This is a genomic window from Polyangiaceae bacterium, assembly GCA_020633205.1.
In the GTDB taxonomy this organism is placed as follows: domain Bacteria; phylum Myxococcota_A; class Polyangia; order Polyangiales; family Polyangiaceae; genus JAHBVY01.
The window spans coordinates 387,428-410,163 of sequence record JACKEB010000015.1; the positions used below are offsets into that span (position 1 = coordinate 387,428).

The following is a 22,736-nucleotide window of genomic DNA, read 5'->3' on the forward strand; positions in this document are numbered from 1 at the left end:
ATGAGAATGGGCTCGGGATCTGTGATGCGATTCATCAAGTGTGTGTCGAGTGTGCGTCGGCGGAGGATTGCGGGGTCGCAGGCGAGTGCGTGAATCAACGCTGTGTGTCCCACACTGCTTGCCGTGATTCGCGCGATTGTGACGGGAGCGCAGTGTGTGACCCTGTGAAGGGCTGGTGTGTGGATTGCGTGTCCACTGCAGATTGCCCTGAGGAAAATACCTGCTTGAACTCCGAGTGCCGGGCCACGTGCAGCAGCGACAACCAGTGCACTCCGCAAGGTCAGCTGTGCGACAAGCAACTCGGCGTTTGCGCCGACTGCATTACACATGATCAGTGTCCGGTGGAATTCTATTGCAGTCTCGGGAAGTGCGAGTTCGATGTTTGCGACGCAGGAGTGAAGAGCTGCGAAGGCGGAGCGATCGTCACGTGCAACGAGGTGGGAGACGCGTTCTCGGCTCCGACGCCTTGCGCTGCAGCGCAGACCTGTGCCTCGAGCGGTGGGTCCGCGAGCTGCATCGACTGGACCTGCGAGGCGGGCGCTACGTATTGTGAGCCGGGGACGGAAACGGCGATCGCGTGTTCTCCGGACGGATTGAGCGTACTCGGTCGCACTGATTGCGCGGCGTTTGGTCAGAAGTGCTTCGCAGGGGAGTGCCGAGACCAGTTATGCACGCCCGGTGCACAGTTCTGCGATGGCAACGCGCTGAAGATGTGCGACAGCACGGGTCAGAGCGCGTCGGTCGTGACGCAGTGTGCGAGCGGTCAATACTGTGATCCGGCATCCAATGCGTGTGTCGTCCAACTCTGCCCGCCCAACACCGCCGTGTGCGATGGGAGCGTTGCCACGACCTGCAACGCGCAGGGTTCAGGCTACTCAGGGGGCGGGACGGACTGTGCATCGCTTGGCCAGACCTGTGCTGGTGGGGCGTGCACGAGCTGTCCGTCACCGAATACGCTGCGAGACTCCATGCGTATCGTCGAAGTGCATTACGGCGATCCCGACTATGCTGTTGTGAGGAATCAGCACCCGACTTGTCCGGTGAATCTGAACGGACTCGGTGTTCGGCTCGCCTATGTGGCTCGGGTGTGTAGCATTGGGTGCTTCGACTCGGTCAAGAACTACAACGTCGTCTTGACCAACCAGGAGGTGCCACCGGGCGGCACGGTTTACATCACGGAAAAGGCGCTCTCCTCTGCCGATATCGCGATCACGAGTCAGTTGGACTGGGGCGGCGACGAAAGCGGAGGCGTACGTCTGTGTGACGGTGCCTGTGATCCCCAGGATGGGAGCAACACCTACGACGTTGTCTTGGTCGCGAACGCAACCACGCAGGTGACGGCCCCGGCTCCCGTTACGTTCAACAACCCCATCTCGGGTATCAACGCTCAGAACCAGTTCTACACGAGCTACGTTCGTGCCGCTTTCGACGGCCTCTACCCAGCGTTTCAAGGCGGCGACTGGACCACTGGTCCGGCGACGAGACCGAGTCAGTGAGTACCTGAGCCGACTTTAGAGCGACCGGGGCGATGGATCGCTAGCTTCTTACAAGAAGCTCACGCAGCGCAGCGGGTGGGTTCGCCGACTCGAAGAGTCGAGAATGCTGCAGCGCTTCTGCGCCAGGCGCCGGGGCGCACGCCAAAGTGGCGGTAGAAGGCGCGGCTCAGCGCGAACTCGGAGTCGTAGCCGACCTCGTCGGCGATGGCGGCGAGGCCCTCCTCGGTCTCGGTGAGCAGGCGGGCTGCCTTTTCCATGCGGAACTCACGGAGGACACTCAGCGGTGGCTTCCCGAGCGCCTCGTTGAAGCGGCGGTTCAGCACGGGGCGCGAGGTGCCGAGTTCCTTCGCGATCGACTCAACCGTCCAGCGAGTGTCGGGACGAGCGCGGAACAGCTCGAGCGCTGCGCTCACCAGTGGATCCGCCTCGCCCGTTTCCGGGTCGATGCCGCAGGTCTCCGACGTGTTTTCCGCGGCGGGCTCGATGTGTTCCTCGCTGTACGGATCTTCGCGGTCTTGCCCCATCCGCTGATCATTGCGCCTCACCCCCAAGCCGCAAGCCCCGAGCGTTTTGGGTATGCGATTGCGGGTGAATGAGCGCTTTGGTCATGGGCGAAAGGCGCGAAGTCCATCAGTTCTTGGAGATGCCGAAGAAGAGTGACCCTGACAGAGAATCCAAGCAGCCAGAGGCATCGCGCATGGCGCAGCTTGGGGAGCGCCTGTTTGCGACGCGCACGCTGCTGGTGTTTGGTGAGATCACGATGGACGTGGCGGAGCTAGCCAGCGCGCAGCTCCTGGCGCTCGCAGCGGACAGCGATCGTCCCATCCGCCTGGTGATCCACTCGCCGGGTGGTCACGTGGAGAGCGCGGACAGTATCTTCGACTTGGTGCGCGCCATCCCAGCGCCGGTGTCGATGATTGGAACGGGCTGGGTGGCGAGCGCGGGAGCGTTGATCTACGCGAGCGTGCCCCGGGAGCAGCGCTTCGCGTTGCCCAACACGCGCTTCCTCTTGCATCAACCCCTTGGCGGGATGAGCGGCCCAGCGGCAGACGTGGAGATCGAAGCGCGCCAAATCGGTCTCATGCGGAAACGCCTGATCAAGACGTTCGCTGAGGCAACAGGGCAGTCAGAAGAGCGCATCGAGCGGGACAGCGATCGCAACTACTGGCTCAGCGCTCGAGAGGCGGTGGAGTACGGCCTGGTGGGACGCGTGGTCAACGAGATCACGGTACCCTGAAGCTGCCACGCTGCACGTTGCATGCAACGGACCATCAGCGTTGCGGGACGCGCGTTTGTTCGCAGAAAGCCGGTCAAACGGCTGGCATAGGCGGTGCACGGGTGCTTGGCGCTGCGGGTTTACCCCTCACCCCCGCGGCGAGGAGTATTCATGAACTTCAAGCGAACTTGGATTGTATTGGCTGGTCTTCCGCTGCTCGTCTCGGCGTGTACGTTGAAGCAATCTGACGATCAGGAAACCGGCGGCACCGCGGGCCAGGCCGGAACCGGGAACGGCGGAAGTGGAAACACTGGCGGGACCGCGACCGGGGGATCCTCCAACGGCGGAACCGCAGGCGGTTCTCAAGGAGGGACAGCGGGGCAGGGTGGTTCCGCGGGGCAAGGAGGAGGCGGAGCTGGTGGCTCTGGTGGAAGTCCGCCGGGCGCTGGTTGGCAAAAGATGCCGCTCCTCGATGACCCGAACGACAACCAGTACCACGAAGGGATCGATCGGGTCAGTGGTATTAGCTGCGAGAGCACGGAAGCGTGTGTCGTGATCACGGACAACACGCAGGCTGGTGGTTTGATCTACGCGGCTAGCAACCAGGCGGTCACTTCGATCTTGATGTCGGGGAAGGTCGCTGCGGATGAACGCCTGAGCTTCTTCGGCTTCTCGAAGACCGCTAGCGGACGCTTGATTGCGCGTAACGACCGCGCCAAACGCGTATTCTCCGCGTCGAGTGACTACACCAATCCGAATAGCTGGACACGTGTTGACGTCGGAACGAACCCCGATTTGAACTTCGACAACCTGAACGGTCAGGAGGCCTTTGGGGAGGCGCCGGACGGCACATGGCGTTACCTGTACCAGGGCGTGCTCTATGGGGCCGACGCGGCGCCTTCGCCGACGACAGCGTGGACCGGCTTGTGGTCCCCCGGGCGTATCCCGCCCTTCCCGGCGAACTATAAGGACCTCAAGGATGCCGACGACACGATTTGTCGATCGTTTCCAGGAGGATTCGTACTGCCACATCCGTCGTCGACAATGTACATGAGCGATGACCTATCGCTAATGATGTATCCGGCCAGCGCGATGAACGCCAAGGGGGACATCGACTTCGATCCGCCTGGCGTGTGTGTGTCGACGGATCGCGGAGCGACGTTTAGGGTGGTGGCCTTCCCTGGCAATACCAACGAACTCGGACCGATTGGTTTGACCTGTGGAGACGCTGACCACTGTTGGGCTTACAATGGCCTACGAAGCAGCGCTGATAGTCACTGGATCTATTACACGACCAACGCGAGCCAAGGCATGAGCATGACGTGGACGCGGGGTGCACTCCCGGCCACGCTGCTGAGCGAGCGAACGGAGATCCGCGAGGTATTCTTCGCGCCCGACAACGTTCACGGATGGGCGGTGGGTGCGCATGACTCGGTTACGATGTTGTTGAGGACGCTCGATGGAGGTGCCTCCTGGACAGACATCAGCGAGTCAGTCCGAGCGTTGGCAGACGACGCCAAGCTGAGCAGTGGGTTCGCGCTGGATGCCCAGAACATCTGGCTTGGCGGCGAGCGCGGCTTCCTCGCCAGCAACGGTCGGGGCGGTCTCTAGTAGTCTCCTCGAAACGGGGCGCTGTCATGCGCCCCGTTTCATCGAAAGCAATTCGAACTGAGTTGAATCCGTGGGGATATGAAGCGCCGCTGCTATGGTTTGAAGACGTACAGCGCGCCGGAGTTGCCCTTGGAGTTATCGGACTCGTCACCGTTCGTGCCCGTGGCGCCGCTGTCTTCGAAGAGCGCTGAGACGACGAAGCTCGGTCCACTGATCGCGACTCCCTGACCAAACAAATCAGCAATGCCGGGGTTGCTGGCCTTGATGTACGTCGAGAACGCCCAGTTGCCGCTGGTGCGGGTGTAGAGATAAGCGGCGCCCGCAGCGTCCGTGCCGTCGCTGGTGTCGTCGCCGCCGAGGCCCGATGCAGAGCCGTCTTCATTCGGGGCGCCGATCAACACGCGGTCGCCGCTGATCGCGACGCTGGTACCGAACTTGTCGTTGGCGCCCGTGTTGCTTGCCTTGACGAAGGCTTGCTGGGTCCAGGTCACCCCGCTGCGGAAGAAGATGTAGGCCGCACCGCTAGAGGCAACCCCTGACGTCTGCGAACCGTTCACCCCGGTCGAGTCACTGTTCTCGTCGATCGCACCCGCGACGAAAGTATCCCCGTCGATCGCCAGGGACTCGCCGAAGTTGAGGTTCGCGCCGGTGTTGCTGGCCTTGATGTACGCTTGCTGAGACCACGCGGAACCATCGTGAACGAAGGCATAGACCGCTCCGGCCGAGATATAGCTCGGGTCGTTGCCTTGGTTGCCGTTGACGCCCGTCGCCGGGCTGTCTTCCCCTGTGGCGGTGACGAGGATGGTGCTGCCGCTGATCGCTACGGCGTCACCAAAGCTGTCACCTTGCTCGGCGTTGCTTGCCTTCAGATACGCGTCTTGCGCCCAGCCTCCGGCTCCCTTGCGGAACACGTAGGCTGCGCCCGCCTGTGCCGCGTTGTCGTTCGTTTGATCCCCATTGATGCTCGTCGCGTCGCTGTCTTCTTCCGGTGCACCGACGACGATCACGTCACCGCTGATGGCCACTTGTTTGCCAAAGCGATCGTTGTTGGCGGCGTTGCTCGCGGTGAGGTACGCGGTCTGCGACCAGCTCGAACCGCAGCGCTCGAATACGTACGCTGCCCCCGAGTTGCTGAAGGACTCGCCAGGCCCGTCTTCGTCTTCTGCGCCGATAACGATGGTGTCACCGCTGATGGCCACGCTGCGACCGAACTGATCGTTGCCCGGGTTGTCGGGAGTGAGCACGGCCTGCAGAGACCAGCCGTTGCAGTCCCTCGTGTACACCAGCGCCGCGCCGGCACCCGTGGTTCCGACTGGATAGCCGGTGCTCCCCGCGACGATCGTGTTGCCGTCCATCGCCACTGCGCGGCCCAGCTCCAGACTCGCCTCGGAGACGTCGGTCTTGAGGTAGGCCTCCTGGGGGCTCGGAATGGTCGTCGTGCAGCCGGCGTCTGGCGGCGGATCGCAAGTGCCTGCATCCATGCCGGCAGCACCCGCAGAACCCCCGCTGCTCATCCCCGCGGAACCGGCGGAGGCATCGCCGCCAGCCGTGCCACCGCTGCTCGAGCCGCTGCTCCCGGCGGTACCGCCGCTGGTCGTGCCCCCGTTGGTTGCGCCTCCATTGGCGGTGCCGCCGCTAGTCGAGCCACTGCTCCCCGCCGCGCCGCCGTTTGTCGTGCCAGCGTCGCCTTTTCGGTTGGTCGATTCGTCTTCACTACAAGCGACCGCAAGTGAGATCGCGCCAAGAACGCCCAGCAGTGCCCGCTTCCCCATGCCCTCACCCTACGGGATGCCGTGGGCTTGGGACAGCTCGAAGCCGTAGGCCGCTCGTCAATCCTTCGGCGGGTTCGGATTCCCTCTCTGGTTCCGTGCGGTTAGCGTCTTGCTCCGAACACGGCACGTTTGTGAGGAAAAAACATCTCGCGCGATTCCGCGACCTAGCGTTCGAAGCTAGCGTTGCAGAGAGACCAGCGCTGTCCGTTCCCCCTGGTGAGCGGGGTCGTCCCGGCGAAACAGCAGCGTGAAGGCAATGAAGGCGACCCACAGCACAGCGAGGTGATGCAGCATCGGCGCGCCGCCGAACTGCTCGAACAGCGCGCTCGAAACCGGAGGCCCAACCAACATGCCAGCGGCATAGAACGCGTTGTAGATCGCCGTTGCGCGGCTGTAGTCCTTGGTAGGGACCACCAAGCCCTGAAGCGCGAGGCTCATCGGCGAGATGCTGGCCAGGGTCGCGCCGGCGACGAACACCGCAACCAACATCAGCGGAAAGCTATCAAGCCAGGCGAACGACGCGATCATCACGGTGCCGATGATCGCCAGCGTGCGCATCGTGAGCAGGTGCCCGAAACGATCTCCGATGCGACCCGCCGGATTGGTGAAGAGCACCATGCCGAGGGCGAAGCACGCGGTCACGTAGATGGTGTCTGCCTTGCTGACGTGCTTGTCCGTCATCAAGAAGAGCGGCAGGAAGAGCACCACGCTGGCTTGAAAGTAGCCATATGCGAAGGTCGCGAAGCAGCTGGTCTTGATGCGCCAGAGCACACCCAGGCTACCGAGCTCCTCCGGTTCCTGCTTTGCATCAAGGTCCGCACGCTGGAGCTGAGCTTCCACTGAATTGGCCGCGTCCTCTCCCCCGCCATGCTCTAGTCCCGTTTCCGCGTGGCGACTCAGGAAGGCGAGGAAGTACACTGCCACCGCGAGTGCAAGCGCACCGGCCACACTGAAGGCGGCTGAAAGCGGCCACACCGTGGCCAGGCCGCGGCTCACCAGAGGACCGAGGATGTAGCCCAGGGCCATGAATACGGCGTACAGACTGGTGACGAGCGCCTTCTGCCCCGGGCGCGCTCGCGCCAGCAGCACCGTCTCACAGCTGACCCAGATGCTCACCGACGCGGCTCCGTCGATGAAGCGCAGCCCGGCGATGCCGTAAAAATTGTTTACGTGGGGAAATGCAAGGGTGACCACGGCGTAGGCCGCCACGGCGCAGGTAACCAGCGCCTTGGCCGAGAAGCGCCGAATCAGCGCGCCCGCCGGGATGCTCAAGCAGACGATGCCAGCCGCGAACGCCGCGGCCAGGTTGCCAATCTCCCGCTTCTGAAAGCCGCGCTCGTCCAGGTAGACGGCGATCACGCTCAGCGCGATGCCATACGCAAGGCCTAGCGCCAGCGTGCCCAGGTACACATGGCGGATATCGGAGTCTTTGAGAGGGTTGGTCGAACTCAAGCTGCGTGCTGTCGTACTACAAACGCGAACGGGCGCGAGAGTCCTCGCGCCCGTTCATCACTTCGTTGCCTTTGGTAGAGCCGAACGCCTCACTCGGCGGCGATGGGCGCTTGCTCCGCGGTGTTCGCAGCTCCACCGAGGCGCAGCTTCACTTTGCCAATCAAGGACTCCGCCGCTACCGGGGCCCGCTCTTTGGCGATCTCGAGCAGCTCCGCGCTGGCCTGCAGACTGAGATCCGCAGCTGCCTTGGCGCGAGTCGGTCCGTGCTCCAGCCAGCCCTTGGCGCTTGAGCTGAGCCAGCTCGCGGCGCCCCTCGCGCTACGCACCAAGCGCTGCGCGCGCGTGGTCTGCATGCGATCGATGATCTCGTGGACCGCGTCGGTCGCGGTGCTGCCTGCCTTGTGGGGGGAGCGGTGCAAGGCGTTCGCGTACTTCGGGTGCTCCGCGAGGTAGGCGCGCAGCTCATCTTCAGTGACGCCCGCGTCCTTCAGCGCCTTGGCGAACTCGTCCGCCGCGGCTTGCTTGGCCTTGAACAGGTACATTTGCACACGGGAATAGAAGTTCACCGCGCCATCGCCGCTGGTCTCCACCGCGCAGAAGATGGTGCCGGGGAAGCGCTCACCGATCAGTGACTGCACACCGTCGCTCACGCTGGAGCTCGGCATGCAACCGAAGGGCTTCACGCTGAGGGTCATGTTGGCCTTGTTCTTGACCACGTTGAGGATCAGCTTGCCGACCTCCATATGGCCTTCGCCGCCGCGCAGGTCGTTGTTGTAGAACGGCATCGCGACGTCAGCGACTTCGTCCATATCCGGCAGGTGGTAGTCGTAGAAGCCAACAGCGCGGGCGAAGGTGTGGAAGATGACGCGGAGGGCACGGTCAGCGACCAGCAGCGCGACGCGCCGGGTGAACACACCGTACTCACCGAGCTCCGACAGGCCGCTCTTCGCTGTGTCGACGCCGCGCAGGTCCTTGCGGTTCTCCGTGTCGAAGCTGACTTCCCAGATGTTGTAGAGCAGCCATGCCGTGAGGAACTGGATGTCGCATTCCGCACCTTCGGTCTCCACGAAGCGCTGGAGGGCGTAGTTGCCGTCGCCTTCGGTCGTCATCGCCCAGAACTCACCGATGATCGCGACCTTCGGCTTCAGGCGCAGACGGTCGACCGGGATGGCCTCGAACCACTTGCGGCTGCGGCGCAGCGCGAGGAGCACGGACTTGCCGGCTTTCAGTGCGTCGTAGCACTCCTTCTTGGCGCGCTCGACAACCTCATCCGTCTCGCCCTTGTTCACCTCGTAGGGGCGGATGCGGTAGGCCATGCCGTTGATCACGTCGCCAGCCAGCAGGCTGCGCACGAGAGTGATGAAGAACTTCGGGTTCATCTCGAGCCCGCTCTCTTCGCCCGTCGCTTGGCTCAAGCCGCCCTGCTGCTGGAAGAGCATCACGCGGAAGCCGTCGAAGCCAGCGTCACGCAGTGCCTTGCGGTACTCGGTCACGTACATGCCGAAGCGACAGGGGCCGCACGCACCGGCAGTCAGGAACACGAACTTGTCGATGATCTCCTGGCTATCCATGCCCTTCTTGTCGCGCAGCTCGATCAGGAACTTAACGAGGTTCCCCACGGTAAAGTAGGTGGGGTTACACTGCGCGCGGTTGCCGAACTCCTTGCCGACCTGAAGTGCCGCGTTGTCCGGCACGTCCATCGCGATGACGTTGTAGCCGAGGCTCTGCAGGCCGCCTTCCACCAGGTAGTCGTGGGCCATGGTCAGGCCGCCGACAAGCAGCGTGATCTTGGCCTTCTCACTCTTGGTGAAGCCGAGGTCCGCCATGTCCTCGATCCACTGTTTCTCCGCTCCTAGGCCGAGGCGTTCGCGCTCCGCTGCTTCGAACTTCGCGAGCTCCGCATCCATGTCGAAGTCGTCGCCCACGACGGGCAGGCTGCGCTTGGTTCCGAGGTCGATGTGCTGTGTCATGTCAGTGTCCCTCTTTGATTCCTTGCAATCGTTTCACTCGGCGGCCGTCGCGCCGCGCTCGTTGGGTAGTTTGGTGGGGACGATGCTGCCGTCCTCCTGCTTACGTCCGAGCCGGACCATGCCCTTGGGCAGCTCCGGCGGTTGCTCCACGCGTGTCTCGTAGGCCAAGACGCGGCTACGCACCTCGGCGATCTGCGAGGCGATCTCGCTGTCGCTCTGGCGCACTCCGAGGAGCTGCTTCTGCTTGAGTTCGAGCAGCTCGAGGCGCTTCAGATCGATGGCGTGGTTGAGAGCGTCGCGCTTGCGCGACAGATCCTCGAGCGACTCTTGTCGCAGGCGTAGCGAGTGGGCGTACGTCTTCACGCGGATCTTGATGCTGCCGCCCGGCTTGTTGGCATCCAGGTCGTGGAGCGCCGCAGCGGGGGTGCGGGACGTTTGCACGATGGAGTCCACCATGCCGTAGGTCGGCGCGTCGTGGCCGCACTTGAAGCTCGACAAGTCGAGCACGCAGACGTTCGGGTGATGCGCCGCAAAGCTCGCGGCCCACACCTTCTGTGCGCTATTGGCGGAGTAGTTCTCCGGCCACACGTGGTTCAGCTCCAGCGGGTCCTTGATCAGGCCGGACTCGAGCTCCTGCTTGAAGTAGCGGGACAGGTACTCCCGATCCCTGGGGATGCTACGGATGCTCAAGATCGGGTAGCCCAGGACCTGGAATTCCTCGGGGATACCGTGGTTGAGGCCGGGGTCCGAGTGATACGGTCGATTCAGCACCAGGATCGCGATGCGGTCCTCTGCTTCGACCGTCTCGAGGATCGCACGGCCCTTGTCTTGAAGATCGAGTTCGAAGGTCTTCAGCGCCTTGAAGGCCTCGCGGCAGGCGTGGTCGTTCTCGTCTTCCGTTACCCCGAGGCGCTCACCCCAGGCCTCGAACATGCGGCGGGTGAGCAGGAGCGGCTCGGCGAAGGAGAGCGCCGGGCTCATATACTCGATGTTCCGCACGGCAAAGAAATCGAGCTCTTTCGTGAAGGCCGCCTTCATCACGTCCGGCGTGCCCGCCACGATGGGACAGCTGGTGTTGTCCATGGTGTCCTTCACGAAGGAAGGCACGTGGGTGAGGATCGGGAAAAAGATGTAGTTGAGTGGGCGCTTTCGCTCCGGCTCATGCTTGTGGAAGAGTAGGTTGTGGATGTGCGCCTGCGCCACCTTGGAGGGGAAGCAGGGGTCGATGCTGCCGTACTTGCCGCCTTCGACCCACATGTCCTCGTCGGTGTGCTCGCTGAAGATCACGTTCGTCTTCGGGATGCCGAGGGCCTCGAAGTATGCGCGGAAGAACGGCGCCGTGGAGTAGATGTTCAACACGCGCGGCATGCCGATGCGGATGCTCTTGCGTTTCCGTGCGGCTTCTTCGCTCGAGCGCTGGAAGGGGCGGGTCACCGTGCGGCGCTTGATGCGGAAGAGGCCTTGGGTGACCTCTACGTCTTCAACCGGGCTACCTGCTTCAGGCATCGCCTCGCCCTTGTAGAAGGACGCGAACGCGCGCTTGGACTCGTAGTCGACCAGATTCGGGAACTGCTTGGCCGTCTTCTTGCGCTCGGCGACCAGGTCGAGCATCGCCTCTTTGCTCTCGACGGTGCCCTTCTCACAGGAGAAGCCGGCGATGTAGCGGCTGGTCGAGCCGTCAGGGCGCTGCGTGTCGATGAAGGTGCGCTTGCACTCGTTTGGGCAGAAGTGACAGACGGTGCTCTCGTCGGTGGTGGTTTTGTATTCGAGGTCCAGAGTGGCCTGGATACCGATGTAGCGAGAGGTGCCCGTGCGCTTGTAGCGGCGCAGCGTTTCCATGGCCGCACCGATGGCGCCGGCTTCGCCGGTGTGCGGGTGCACGTACACCTCGGCGCCGGGCACGCGCTCCTTGATGTAGTCGACCTGCGCCTTGACCGCCGCGAGGTTGTACTGCGTGCCGCCCTGGAGCACGAACTTTCTCCCCAGGGAAGCAAGGCGAGGGATCTGGACCACATACTGCCAGACGTTCTTCGGCAGCACCTGGGCGAGCCCGGCGAGCAGCTCTTGCTTTTGGTAGCCTTCCTTCTGGAAGTTCACCCGGTCGCTGTCGAGGAACACGGCGCAGCCGTAGCTGAACTTCGGTGCGAGCTCTGCCTGGAAGGCGACCTCCGCGTAGTCCGTCACCGGCAGGCCGAATTGGTCTGCCATGGCTTGCAGCAGCATGCCGTTACCAGCGCTGCAGGAGTTCGAGAGCTTGAAGTTCTCGATGTCGCCGTTCTTCATGAACAGCACCTTGATGTCCTGGCCACCGATGTCGCAGATGACGTCGACATCGCCGAAGAAGTGCACGGCGCTCATCATATGCGCCACGGTCTCGACGATGTTCACGTCGGCGAGCACCGTTTCCTCGAGGACATCGGCGGCGTAGCCCGTGGCACCAAAACCGAGCACCTCGAGCTTCGCGCCTTGGCCTTCCACCTGGTCTCTTAGGTTGGTGAGCAGCTCTTTGGTGTCGAGGATGGGGTTACCCTTGGAGAGCTGATACGCCTTCGCGAGGATCTCTCCCTCTTCACCCACGAGCACGGCCTTGCTCGAAGTGGAGCCGCCGTCGAGGCCGATCACCGCACGCACCGTCTGTCCCGCCTCGAACTTAGCCGCGACGAACTTCGGGATCTTGTAAGTGTCCACGAAGGTCTCGGTCTCGCTCTGGTCGGCGCTCAGCGGCGGGCCGGCCTGCTCACCAAGGCGCTCGCGGCGCCCGTGGGTGATGAAGTTCCTCAGATCGTCGAGGCCCTTGAAGCGACCCACGTCGCTCTGGTCGGTTCCGACCTCTGCCTTGCCAAATGCGGCTGCGCCGAACGCGGCGTACAGCTCGGCATTCTTCGGGACGAAGATCAGCTCTTCGATCGGAACGTCCTTGGGGAACTCATAGCCGCGGTCGCGCCAGGTCTCTGGGATGCGTTGACGCCAGCAGTCCTGCAAGAAGGGTAGGTAGGTGTTGGGACCGCCGAGGAGCAATACTCGGTCCTTCAGCGTGTTTCCGCGGGTCAACACGCTGAGGTTCTGCATCACGATGGCGTCTGCCAACGAGTTCAGCACTTCGTCCTTCGGGATGCCCGCCTTGACGAGGTTCACGATGTCCGTCTCAGCGAACACACCGCATTTCGCGGCCACGTGGTGCAGCTTCTCGTCATCGAAGCGCAGCTGGTTGGCGAAGCCTGGTTCGGCGTGCACCTTGATCATGCACTTGTCGATGGTGGCGCCAGTGCCCGAAGCGCACTTGTCGTTCATCGACGCGATCGCCGTCTTCTGGCCGGTGTTCTTGTCGACCTTGAAGATGATGATCTTCGCGTCTTGGCCTCCCAGCTCGACGACGGAGTTGACGTCGGGGTGCAGCTTCTCCACGGCCAGCGTGACCGCGTTCACCTCTTGCACGAACTTGGCGCCGGTGGGGGCCGCGATCGGTGAGGAGCCCGAACCAGTGCAGAACATCCGCCAGCCGTCGCTCGGCTGGTCAGGGAACGCCGCGAGGATTGCCTCGAGCAGCTCCAGCACCTTCTCCGGTTGCTTGGTGTGGTGACGCTGATAGTCACTCCACAAGATCTCTTCGCTGGTCGGGTCGATGACCACCGCCTTCACGGTGGTCGAGCCCACGTCCATGCCGATGACGAGCTCTTTGGCCTGCATCCTGAATTCCCCTTCGATCGTTCCGCGTCACGCGAGCCCGGGTCGGGCAACGCCGAGCTTTCCGCTAGCCCAGCGCCCGAACGCTAACCTGAACTGACGCTGACGTCAGTGTCTTCCCGTGTACCAGGTCGAAAGGCGAATTCAACGGCCGTCGCACTCGGCCCCGCGCTCGAAAAAGTCTCAACGACATCCGACGTTTAAAGATGTTTCCGCCACTTTTCATGTGTCAGCGACGGAATCATGACCGCCTGGTCCGCGACTTCCGAGGGGCAGTTTTCGGGCGGGACGGTGACTGGCGTCAGAGACCCGACTGACACGAGCGTCAGTGGAAGCACCACACCTGAGCTGGATGAATCACCGCGCTGCATTGAGCCTCAGAAGGTGCCATCGTCCGTGAGTGCACGTTCGGCGTTGGTCACTTGGGCTCGTAGCGTGCGCTGCACTCGTCCTCGCCCCGGCCTGTGAGAAGGACAAGCCAGCACCATTAGCAGATCCAACTCCTGCGCAGCCGAAAGCGCTCACGGGCGTCACCCTGGCGAGCCGCAATGGTTTCGACTTTGCGTTGGGGAGCGATGGCTTCGAGCTGGTGTGGGGTGCTCCTCCCCCCAAGAAACAAGCAACGCTAGCCCAACAGAAGTCCGTTACCGTGGGGATTTGGAGTCGAAAATTCGACGCCGGTGCCCACGCTCTGGATGAACCGCGCAGGCTGTTCGAGCTGCCTCCGGGGCACGATCTCGGGGAGCTGGAAGCGCTGTCGCTTAGCGAGCGGCTCGCAGTAGGTTGGACCGAACGCAGCGACGACGGCTACGAGGTCAGGGGTTGGTTGGGTGAGGGTGCCACGGAAGTAATGGGCCCCACCACCCTGGGTAGCAACGAGGCGAGCGCGAACGTGCGCGGCAATCTGCGTCTGTTGATCTCCCGAAGTCGCCCCACAGTATTTTTCCGTGGGGCAAGCGGCGACTGCCCAGCTGGGGTAGCGAGTAAGGACGAGCGTTGCTCAGCGGTGAGGTTCGTGAGCCTGGAGCCCGAGGGGCCCAAGCCGAGGCGCGGTCCGCTGTCGGTGCCGAGCCCGTGCCCGGCAGCCATCGTCGGGGTGAGCATGAGCGACAAGACGTGGCAGTACGCGCTGTGCTCTTGGAAAGACGGCAAGGTCGATACAACGCTTTTCTCTGTGGATTTTAACCCACAGTACGCGAGGGCCGTGGAGCTGGAACACGGTTGCGCGCCCCTTGGAGCCGTGGATGCTGGTCGGGACATCCTGCTCGGTTTCGACTGCGGCGGTGTCCGTAAGCTTACCGTCGTGCGTGATACCCAAGTGCCCGAGCCGACCCGAGACATGAGCGACGCGCGTCTTGGCTGCGAGCTCGGGCACCTGACGTTCCATGCTGCCGACTTCAGCCAGGTCTTCTCCGAGCCCCAACGGAACCTCGAGGTGCTGCTGCCCAAGGCGATGCAGCATCCCGGGCTGCGTGCCGTGTGGACTGGGGTGAGCCTGGTGCTTGCGTACCCGCTCGGCAGCGAGCTCATGCTGGAAGCGCACTCCTGTCAGCGGGGCAAACTGCTTCCCCAGAGCCCGTAGTCGACAGCCGAGGCGGATCCAGGCTATTTCCGCTAGCGATGGCGGCAAAGCGCACCAAGCAGACCAAGGCTCACGCCACGGCGCGACCGAAGCCTGCGGACCGCCAGGCGCGGCGGCAACAGATCCTCGAGGCTGCCCGCATCGTCTTCGCCAAGCGCGGCTATCATCAGACGACCATCGAGCACATCGTTGCCGAGGCGGGAGTCGCTCGCGGGACGTTCTATCTCTACTTCGAGGACAAGCGCTCGGTGTTCGGAGAGTTGATCGATCGCTTCAGCGCGCGCATCTCGATGGCCATCAGCAGCATCGTGCTCGACGACCCCTCGCGGAATGTGGCGGAACAGGCGCGCGGAAACATCCACGCGATCATCGGGCTCGCGCTACATGAACGCGAGATGACCAAGATCCTGTTCACTGACGCGGTGGGCCTGGATCCGGGTTTTGACCGTAAGCTGTACAGTTTCTACGACGAGGTCGTGCAGCTGCTGACCGAGAGCCTGCGCCAAGGCCAGCGCTTGGGGATCGTTGCGGATGGCGAGCCTCGCGTGCTCGCGTACCTGACGATCGGCGCCCTGAAGGAGCTCTTGACGCAGGTCGTCACACTGGGGCTCACCGCCGACAGCGCTGAAGTGCTCACGGCCCAGCTCTACGACTTCCTGAGCCAAGGCTACCTGCGCGTCGAACCCGCCGCTCCCGCACGCAAGCGCTCACGCTAGGTGATGGCAAGCGCGTCAGTCCTGAGGCGTTGCGATCCGGCGGGGGCGCTGGTGCTATACTGACCAGCTACCTTTCGTAGCAGCCAACGTTATGAGCAAGCCTGCGGATGAATCGGAAGGCGACTCCCGTCGCGGCTCGGAGCGCCGCACGGCGACCAGCCCTGGGTTGGGCGTGCCCTCTCATCGTCCCTTGAGTGCCAGCCCGAGCTCGTCTCCACCCCCGGCCAACTCCCGTCGCGATCCGGTGAGCGACTTCCCGCCGAGCGTTTCCGCGAACAGCCACGGGAGGTGGAAGGGCCTCTTGGCTCTCGCTGCCCGCGATGCCGTGCTCCAGGCACTGGGGCCCCGCCGCCTCAGCGAGCTGACCGCCCGACTCTCCCAAGGCGCACGGGGCGTGTTCGAGCAGCAATACATCGCGACAGCCTGGTATGAGGAGGACGCGAGCGGAGAGATCTTGGAACAGCTCGCCGCGCTAATCGGCCGCGACCCGCAAGCGGTGGCGCTCGAGATTGGCGCTCGTACGGTCGATCTCTCTTCGGGTCAGCTCGGCCAGTGGCTGATGCGCTTCATCTCCACGCCCGAACGTGTGGTGGGATACTCCCGCGAAGTCTGGTCTCGCTTGCGAGACGGGGAGCTAACGGCCGAGCTCCGAGATGGGATGATCGTCTGCCGGCTGCGCGGCTGGGCGGGGCATCATCCCCTGGTCTGCGTGTGTACACAGGGTGCGCTCGACCGGCTGGGGAGCCGCATGCCCGGGTTGGTTTGGCTCGGAAGCTCCCGCACAAGCTGCGTGACCGACGGCGCCCCGGCCTGCGTGTACGAGCTGCGATTTCGCCGAAGCCCCAAGTAGGCGTACATCCGCCCACCCGGAAACATCCGCGTAGGGCTAAGGGGACGCGGCGCTAGCACCCCCTGTTCCATCTTGCAACGCTGCGCGGGGGCTCAGTCACGCTTGAAACATTGAGGCGCTCGGACTGGCGTGCGCATGAGCACACTGCATGCCGCCCTTTGCCTCTCGGAGCGCCGTGGTTCGCGTTTTCTGACTTGCGCCGGGCAAAGGAATCGATATCGAGCCTTCTCAGGCTGTCGACTCCAGTCGTAGCCTGTGTATTGGTTGCTCTAGCCTCAACTTTGGGGCCGCCGCGTTGAGCGCGATTTGGAGTGCTTTAGACATGCCAGGACCTGAACCAGCACCGAACGCCATGAGCCTCGCTTTCGTCGAGGAGCTGTACGCCGACTACCTTCAAGATCCGAACAGTGTGCCCGAAGACTGGCGCGCCTACTTTGCGGGTACCGATGGCAACGGCTTCAAGGGGCAGCTGGGCCCGAGCTTCGCTCCCGCCAGTGTCTTCAATCCTCCGTCTCCTCGAGGAAACGGCCAGGCCGCGTCATCCGCGTCATCCGCGTCATCCGCGCCAGCCGCACCGGTCGACCAGGGCCGCGCGGGGCCTCCGCCGGCCCCGAACACTCAGATGAAGCACGCGCCCCTCGGATCGATGCGTCCGGTGGGTGATGTGAGCGAGCTCGCGATCAAGCAGGACCGCGTCGATCAATTGATTCGTGCCTACCGCGTGCGCGGACACATGATCGCCAAGATCGACCCCCTCGACTTGCCGCGGGGTGAGGAACCTCCCGAGCTCGCGCCCGAGTTCTATGGCCTGTCGGAGGCTGACCTCGATCGTCGGTTCTCGAGTCGCACGATCTACGGCACCGAGACGCTGACGCTGCGCGAGATCATCGATCGCTTGAAAGCGACCTACTGTCAGTCGGTGGGTGTGCAGTTCATGCACATCGATGATCTGGCGACGAAGAACTGGCTGCAAGAGCGCATGGAGGGCGTGGACAATCGCATCACGCTCTCCCACGACGAGCAGCGCAGAATTCTATCGAAGCTCACCGACGCGGTGATGCTCGAGGAGTTCGTGCAGAAGAAGTTCCTCGGCGCGAAGAGCTTCTCCCTGGAAGGCTCGGAGAGCTTGATCCCCTTGCTCGATCTGATGATCGACCGGGCAGCGGAACACGGCGTGAACGAGATCGTGCTCGGCATGGCGCATCGCGGGCGCCTCAACGTGCTCGCCAATATCATGGGCAAGAGCCCCCGCGATATCTTCCGCGAGTTCGAGGACGTGGACCCGGAACTCTATCGAGGCAGTGGCGATGTGAAGTATCACATGGGCTACAGCTCCGACTACACCACTTCCGCGGGGAGCAAGCTGCACCTGTCGCTGTGCTTCAACCCGAGCCACCTCGAGTTCGTCAACCCGGTCGTGCAAGGCCGTGTACGAGCGAAGCAGGATCGCGCGGGAGACATCGAACGCCTCACCAAGATCCCCGTGCTGATCCACGGCGACGCGGCGTTCGCGGGTGAGGGTATCGTGCCTGAGACGCTCAACCTGAGCGAGCTCATCGCCTACCACGTCGGCGGCACCGTCCACATCGTTGTCAACAACCAGATCGGCTTCACCACGCCACCCTGGCAGTCACGCTCGACGATGTACGCGACGGACGTCGCGAAGATGCTGCAGAGCCCGATTTTTCACGTGAACGGTGAAGACCCGGATGCGGTCGCTCACGTCGTGCGCCTCGCCATGGATTTCCGCATGAAATTCAAGCGAGACGTCGTGATCGACATGTATGGCTATCGTCGTCACGGCCACAACGAAGGCGACGAGCCGGCGTTCACCCAGCCGGTGCTCTACCGCGCGATTGCACAGCGAAAGAGCGTGCGCGACGGCTACCTCGACCACTTGCTCAAGCTCGGCGGCATCACTCAAGAAGAGGCCGATCAAATCGCCGTGGACCGACGCGACAACCTGGAGACGGAGCTGAGCGAGGCGCGCAAGCGTGACTTCGTGAAGAACGTCGACTGGCTTGGCGGTGTTTGGCAGGGCTACTGTGGCGGCGCCGAGGCGGGCGTGAAAGAGTTCGATACCGGCGTGGACCGCGACCTGTTGGTCGACCTGTTGCAACGGCAAACGAAGGTGCCGAGCGACTTCCACCCCCACAAGAAGATCGAGCGCTTGCTTGAGCAGCGAGCGGACATGGCTGCCGGCAAGCGTGGGCTCGACTGGGGTACCGCCGAGGCCTTGGCGTTCGCGACGTTGCTCATGGAAGGCACTCGCGTGCGCATCACGGGGCAGGACTCCGGACGCGGAACGTTCAGTCAACGCCACGCGGTGCTGTATGACGTGGAGGACGGCCGCACGTACACGCCCCTTGCGAAGCTCTCGGGGGACCAAGCTCCCGTCGAGATCTACAACAGCCCCTTGAGTGAAGCGGGCGTGATGGGCTTCGAGTGGGGCTACTCCCTCGACTGGCCCGATGGGCTCGTGGTTTGGGAAGGTCAGTTCGGCGACTTCGCGAACGCCGCTCAGGTGATCATCGACCAGTTCATCGTCAGCGCCGAGGACAAGTGGAAGCGCCTCAGCGGCCTGGTTCTTTTGTTGCCTCACGGATTCGAAGGCATGGGGCCGGAGCACTCGAGCGCGCGCATCGAGCGCTTCCTCACGCTGGCCGCCGAAGAGAACATTCAGATCGTCGAGCCGAGCACGCCGGCTCAGTACTTCCACTGCCTGCGCCGGCAGGCCGTGCGAAAGTGGCGCAAGCCGTTGGTCGTGTTCACGCCGAAGAGCCTGCTCCGTCATCCGGACGCCGTTAGCCCGCTGGACGACCTGGCTACCGGGCGCTTCCAGCGCGTGATCGCCGACGACCTTCCCGTGGGCGGCGGGCGCCGTGTGACGCGCGTGTTCCTCTGCAGTGGCAAGGTTTACTACGAGCTGATGAAGCGCCGCGAGGAGCTCGGGCGTGAGGACATCGCCATCGTGCGAATCGAGCAGTACTACCCCCTAGCCGACGAGCATTTGCGTAACGCCTTGTCTCCCTATCCTGACGGCACGCCCGTGATCTGGATCCAGAACGAGCCGGAGAACATGGGCGCCTGGCGGACGCTGCGTGCGCGCTTCGGTGAGAAGATTTTCGGACGTTTGCCCTTCTCCGGTGTCTGTCGTCCGGAGTCTGCGAGCCCCGCCACCGGTTCGAACGCCAGCCACAAGCTCGAGCAACAAGAGCTGATGGAGCGAGCGTTTGGCGGAGCCTGAGAGCTGGGCGCTGGATCTGACTGGGCGCTGGCTCTGAGAGAGCCAGGCGCGGCTGAGAGGTGGTGAGCCGCTCCCGGTCGCGGTTCCGCGCGCTAGGTTCTACTCCAAGCAATTTGCCAAGCCGACGCGTCCACCCGTGATAGGGTCGGCGCTGCTTTTTACCGCGCCAGCTTCGAGGCCGAAGCGTGTAGCGCCGATCTATCCAAACCGTAGGAATAGGAGCTGGCTGACCATGGCCGTTGAACTCAAAGTGCCCGAGGTGGGGGAGTCCATCACCGAGGTTCAAATCGGTGAGTGGCTGAAGAAGGTTGGTGAGGCCGTCAAGCGTGACGAGCCCGTCGTCATGATCGAAACGGACAAGGTGACCGTCGAGTTGCCGTCACCCGTCGACGGCGTCATCACGGAGATCAAGCTTACTGAGGGCACGAACGCCAGCGTGGGCGACGTGGTCGGCTACGTCGAGGAAGGCGCGACCGCAACGGAAGCGCCTGCTGCCGCAGCACCCGCGCCCGCCGCAGCACCCGCGCCCGCCGCAGCACCCGCGCCCGCCGCAGCACCCGCGCCAGCATCTCCCCAAGGAAACGTGGGTGGGTTCGTCATGCCCGCCGCCCAGCGTGAGGCAGCTTCCCGCGGGGTGGATGCCTCTCAGGTTGCTGGCAGCGGCCCGGGTGGCCGGGTGCTGAAGGAAGACGTGCAGCGCGCTGCGGCGCCCGCACCTCAGGCAGCGCCCGCACCGCAGGCAGCGCCTGCTCCCGCGGCACGACCGGCCCCTCGCGTTAGCGCAGGCGACCGCGAAGAGGAAGTCGTAGCGATGAGCCCGATGCGCAAGCGCATCGCGGAGCGTCTGGTCGAGTCTCAGCAGACCGCCGCGCTGCTCACCACTTTCAACGAGGTGGACATGAGCGAGGTGATGGCGATGCGCAAGCAGTACCAGCCGATGTTCACCGAGAAGTACGGCATCAAGCTCGGCTTCATGTCCTTCTTCGTGAAGGCCGCGTGTGACGCGCTCAAACTGGTTCCGCAGGTAAACGCGCAGATCAGCGGCACCGACATCGTCTATCACAACTACATGGACGTCGGTGTCGCCGTGGGCGGCGGTAAGGGCCTCGTGGTTCCGGTGATCCGCAACGCCGAGCGCCTGAGCTTCGCCGAAGTGGAGCAAACGATCTCCGACTTCGGCGCACGCGCGAAGAAGAACCAGCTGAAGCTGGATGAGCTACAAGGCGGCACGTTCACCATCTCGAACGGTGGCGTCTACGGGTCCCTCATGTCGACGCCCATCATCAACCCGCCCCAGAGCGGTATCCTGGGGCTCCACGGCATTCAGGAGCGACCCGTGGCGCGCGACGGGCAGGTGGTGATTCGCCCCATGATGTACATCGCGCTGACCTACGATCATCGCATCATCGACGGCCGCGAAGCGGTCACCTTCTTGAAGCGCATCAAGGAATGCGTCGAGGAACCCTCGCGCATGTTGATCGAGGTGTGAGGTCATGGCCACGAACCACGACTTGATCGTCATTGGTGCTGGCCCGGGCGGCTATATCGCGGCGATCCGCGCAGCTCAGCTCGGCCTCAACGTCGCTTGCATCGAGTACGAACCGCTGCTCGGCGGGACGTGTCTGCGCGTCGGCTGTATTCCCAGCAAGGCATTGCTGGAGGCCAGCGAGCTGTTCAACCAAGCGCAGAACACGTTCGGCAGTCTCGGCATTCGCCTACCTCAGGTGCAGCTGGATCTGCCGACGATGTTGAGCCGCAAGGACGCCGTGGTGAAGGGGCTGACGAGCGGCATTGCGGGGCTGTTCAAGAAGCACAAGATCACCCGCTACGAAGGCCACGGGCGCTTCCTCGGTACGCAGAACGGCGTCACCCGGGTTGCCGTGCGGAATAACGGAGCAGACACGGAGCTCTCGGCCGCGAAGGTGATCATCGCCACCGGCAGCAAGGTCGCGCCGCTGCGCGGCGTCGAGTGGGACGGTGACAAGATTGGTGGCAGCACCGAGGCGCTGAGCTACCCGAGCGTGCCGAAGCACCTGGTGGTGATCGGCGCTGGCGTGATTGGCCTCGAACTCGGTTCGGTTTGGTTGCGCCTTGGCGCAAAGGTCACCGTGCTCGAGTACCTCGACCGCATCTTGCCCGGTATGGACACCGAGATCGCGAAGGAGGCCAAGCGCACCTTCGAGAAACAAGGCATGGAGTTCCGTTTGGGGTCCCGTGTCACCGGTGCGCGTGCCACGGGAGATGGAGCCATCGTCGAGGTAGACGGCCAGGAGCCGCTTCAATGCGACCGCGTGTTGCTCGCCGTCGGGCGCATTCCGAACACGGATGGGCTGGCGCTGGAAGCGATCGGGCTCTCGACGGATCAGCGTGGCCGTATCCCGGTTGGCGATCATTTCGACACCGGGGTGGCTGGCGTCTACGCTATCGGCGATGTGATCCGCGGGGCAATGCTAGCTCACAAAGCCGAAGAAGAAGGCGTGGCTTGCGTGGAACACATCGTCACCGGCTACGGTCACGTGAACTACGACGCGATCCCGGGTGTGGTCTACACTTCCCCGGAGATTGCCTCCGTCGGCAAGACGGAAGAAGAACTGAAGGAAGCAAACATCCCCTACAAGAAGGGTGTGTTTCCCTTCATGGCCAACAGCCGTGCTCGCGCGATCGGTCATACCGAGGGTCGGGTGAAGATGCTGGCCCACGCGGAAACGGATCGCGTCCTCGGCGTGCACATCATTGGCGCGCACGCGGGCGACTTGATCGCGGAGTGTGCTGCGGCCATTGAGTTCGGTGCGAGCAGCGAAGACGTCGCGCGCACGTGTCACGCGCACCCGACGTTGGCGGAAGCAGTGAAAGAGGCTGCGCTGTCCGTCGACAAGCGACCGCTCAACATCTAGCAACCAGCGGTGGGGCAGAGGTGATGCAAAGCAGCGTACCTCTCCCCCAAACCCGCACGCGACCTACGTGGCGTGGACGAGTGTTCGACGGGAGATTGGTTGAACCTCCTGCGAGATGCGCCAACCCCTCCGCCCTTCGCCCTTGACCGTCGCGAAATGCGAGCCGAGGTCGGCTGGTTGGTCGAGCAAGACGCGAAACGCAATCCAGCCCAAATCAAGTGTTGTTCGTGCGGGGCGGGTTGGCGC

Annotated in this window: 14 protein-coding genes; 9 read left to right on the forward strand and 5 right to left on the reverse strand. The window is 63.5% G+C overall.

Features of this window, described 5'->3' with window-relative positions:
* The first annotated feature begins 341 nt into the window (after positions 1 to 341).
* The gene (locus H6718_24460; protein MCB9588585.1) at positions 342 to 1,496 is read left to right on the forward strand and encodes a hypothetical protein; all 1,155 of its coding nucleotides are present in this window, start codon (positions 342 to 344) and stop codon (positions 1,494 to 1,496) included.
* Between the two features lie 59 nt (positions 1,497 to 1,555).
* Here the strand turns inward: H6718_24460 and H6718_24465 are convergent, their stop codons facing one another.
* A complete protein-coding gene (locus H6718_24465; protein ID MCB9588586.1) occupies positions 1,556 to 2,020 on the reverse strand; it encodes a helix-turn-helix transcriptional regulator in 465 nt (154 codons plus the stop codon).
* Between the two features lie 119 nt (positions 2,021 to 2,139).
* Between H6718_24465 and H6718_24470 the strand changes: the two genes are divergently transcribed.
* On the forward strand, positions 2,140 to 2,733 hold the full coding sequence (locus H6718_24470; GenBank protein MCB9588587.1) for an ATP-dependent Clp protease proteolytic subunit: 594 nt from the start codon (positions 2,140 to 2,142) through the stop codon (positions 2,731 to 2,733).
* Between the two features lie 150 nt (positions 2,734 to 2,883).
* Positions 2,884 to 4,323, forward strand: a complete 1,440-nt coding sequence (locus tag H6718_24475; GenBank protein MCB9588588.1) for a hypothetical protein — start codon at positions 2,884 to 2,886, stop codon at positions 4,321 to 4,323.
* Positions 4,324 to 4,415: 92 nt separating this feature from the next.
* Here the strand turns inward: H6718_24475 and H6718_24480 are convergent, their stop codons facing one another.
* The 4 genes from H6718_24480 to H6718_24495 all read right to left on the reverse strand — a co-directional run bounded on the left by H6718_24480 (position 4,416) and on the right by H6718_24495 (position 13,204).
* Positions 4,416 to 6,095, reverse strand: coding sequence for an FG-GAP repeat protein (locus H6718_24480; GenBank protein MCB9588589.1), 1,680 nt, complete (start codon positions 6,093 to 6,095; stop codon positions 4,416 to 4,418).
* A 177-nt stretch (positions 6,096 to 6,272) separates the two neighbouring features.
* Positions 6,273 to 7,547 (reverse strand): MFS transporter, encoded by a 1,275-nt coding sequence (locus H6718_24485; protein MCB9588590.1) that lies wholly within the window; start codon positions 7,545 to 7,547, stop codon positions 6,273 to 6,275.
* Positions 7,548 to 7,636: 89 nt separating this feature from the next.
* On the reverse strand, positions 7,637 to 9,517 hold the full coding sequence (locus tag H6718_24490) for a 2-hydroxyglutaryl-CoA dehydratase (protein MCB9588591.1): 1,881 nt from the start codon (positions 9,515 to 9,517) through the stop codon (positions 7,637 to 7,639).
* 33 nt (positions 9,518 to 9,550) lie between these two features.
* Positions 9,551 to 13,204, reverse strand: coding sequence for a CoA activase (locus H6718_24495; protein ID MCB9588592.1), 3,654 nt, complete (start codon positions 13,202 to 13,204; stop codon positions 9,551 to 9,553).
* Between the two features lie 397 nt (positions 13,205 to 13,601).
* Here H6718_24495 and H6718_24500 point away from each other — a divergent pair, with 397 nt between their 5' ends.
* The 6 genes from H6718_24500 to lpdA all read left to right on the forward strand — a co-directional run bounded on the left by H6718_24500 (position 13,602) and on the right by lpdA (position 22,490).
* A complete protein-coding gene (locus H6718_24500; GenBank protein MCB9588593.1) occupies positions 13,602 to 14,783 on the forward strand; it encodes a hypothetical protein in 1,182 nt (393 codons plus the stop codon).
* A gap of 38 nt (positions 14,784 to 14,821) precedes the next feature.
* Positions 14,822 to 15,499, forward strand: a complete 678-nt coding sequence (locus H6718_24505) for a TetR/AcrR family transcriptional regulator (protein MCB9588594.1) — start codon at positions 14,822 to 14,824, stop codon at positions 15,497 to 15,499.
* Between the two features lie 91 nt (positions 15,500 to 15,590).
* On the forward strand, positions 15,591 to 16,349 hold the full coding sequence (locus H6718_24510) for a hypothetical protein (protein MCB9588595.1): 759 nt from the start codon (positions 15,591 to 15,593) through the stop codon (positions 16,347 to 16,349).
* 322 nt (positions 16,350 to 16,671) lie between these two features.
* On the forward strand, positions 16,672 to 19,596 hold the full coding sequence (locus H6718_24515) for a 2-oxoglutarate dehydrogenase E1 component (protein MCB9588596.1): 2,925 nt from the start codon (positions 16,672 to 16,674) through the stop codon (positions 19,594 to 19,596).
* A 232-nt stretch (positions 19,597 to 19,828) separates the two neighbouring features.
* Positions 19,829 to 21,085, forward strand: coding sequence for a 2-oxoglutarate dehydrogenase complex dihydrolipoyllysine-residue succinyltransferase (gene odhB, locus H6718_24520; GenBank protein ID MCB9588597.1), 1,257 nt, complete (start codon positions 19,829 to 19,831; stop codon positions 21,083 to 21,085).
* A 4-nt stretch (positions 21,086 to 21,089) separates the two neighbouring features.
* Positions 21,090 to 22,490, forward strand: coding sequence for a dihydrolipoyl dehydrogenase (gene lpdA, locus H6718_24525; protein MCB9588598.1), 1,401 nt, complete (start codon positions 21,090 to 21,092; stop codon positions 22,488 to 22,490).
* The last annotated feature ends 246 nt before the right edge of the window (positions 22,491 to 22,736 follow it).

Coding starts and splice junctions, on each gene's coding strand:
- H6718_24470 (MCB9588587.1), top strand. CDS start 2,140: ATGCCGAAGAAGAGTGACCCTGACAGAGAATCCAAGCAGCCAGAGGCA.
- H6718_24510 (MCB9588595.1), top strand. CDS start 15,591: ATGAGCAAGCCTGCGGATGAATCGGAAGGCGACTCCCGTCGCGGCTCG.
- H6718_24475 (MCB9588588.1), top strand. CDS start 2,884: ATGAACTTCAAGCGAACTTGGATTGTATTGGCTGGTCTTCCGCTGCTC.
- H6718_24505 (MCB9588594.1), top strand. CDS start 14,822: ATGGCGGCAAAGCGCACCAAGCAGACCAAGGCTCACGCCACGGCGCGA.
- H6718_24495 (MCB9588592.1), bottom strand. CDS start 13,204: ATGCAGGCCAAAGAGCTCGTCATCGGCATGGACGTGGGCTCGACCACC.
- lpdA (MCB9588598.1), top strand. CDS start 21,090: ATGGCCACGAACCACGACTTGATCGTCATTGGTGCTGGCCCGGGCGGC.
- odhB (MCB9588597.1), top strand. CDS start 19,829: ATGGCCGTTGAACTCAAAGTGCCCGAGGTGGGGGAGTCCATCACCGAG.
- H6718_24480 (MCB9588589.1), bottom strand. CDS start 6,095: ATGGGGAAGCGGGCACTGCTGGGCGTTCTTGGCGCGATCTCACTTGCG.
- H6718_24490 (MCB9588591.1), bottom strand. CDS start 9,517: ATGACACAGCACATCGACCTCGGAACCAAGCGCAGCCTGCCCGTCGTG.
- H6718_24465 (MCB9588586.1), bottom strand. CDS start 2,020: ATGGGGCAAGACCGCGAAGATCCGTACAGCGAGGAACACATCGAGCCC.
- H6718_24515 (MCB9588596.1), top strand. CDS start 16,672: ATGCCAGGACCTGAACCAGCACCGAACGCCATGAGCCTCGCTTTCGTC.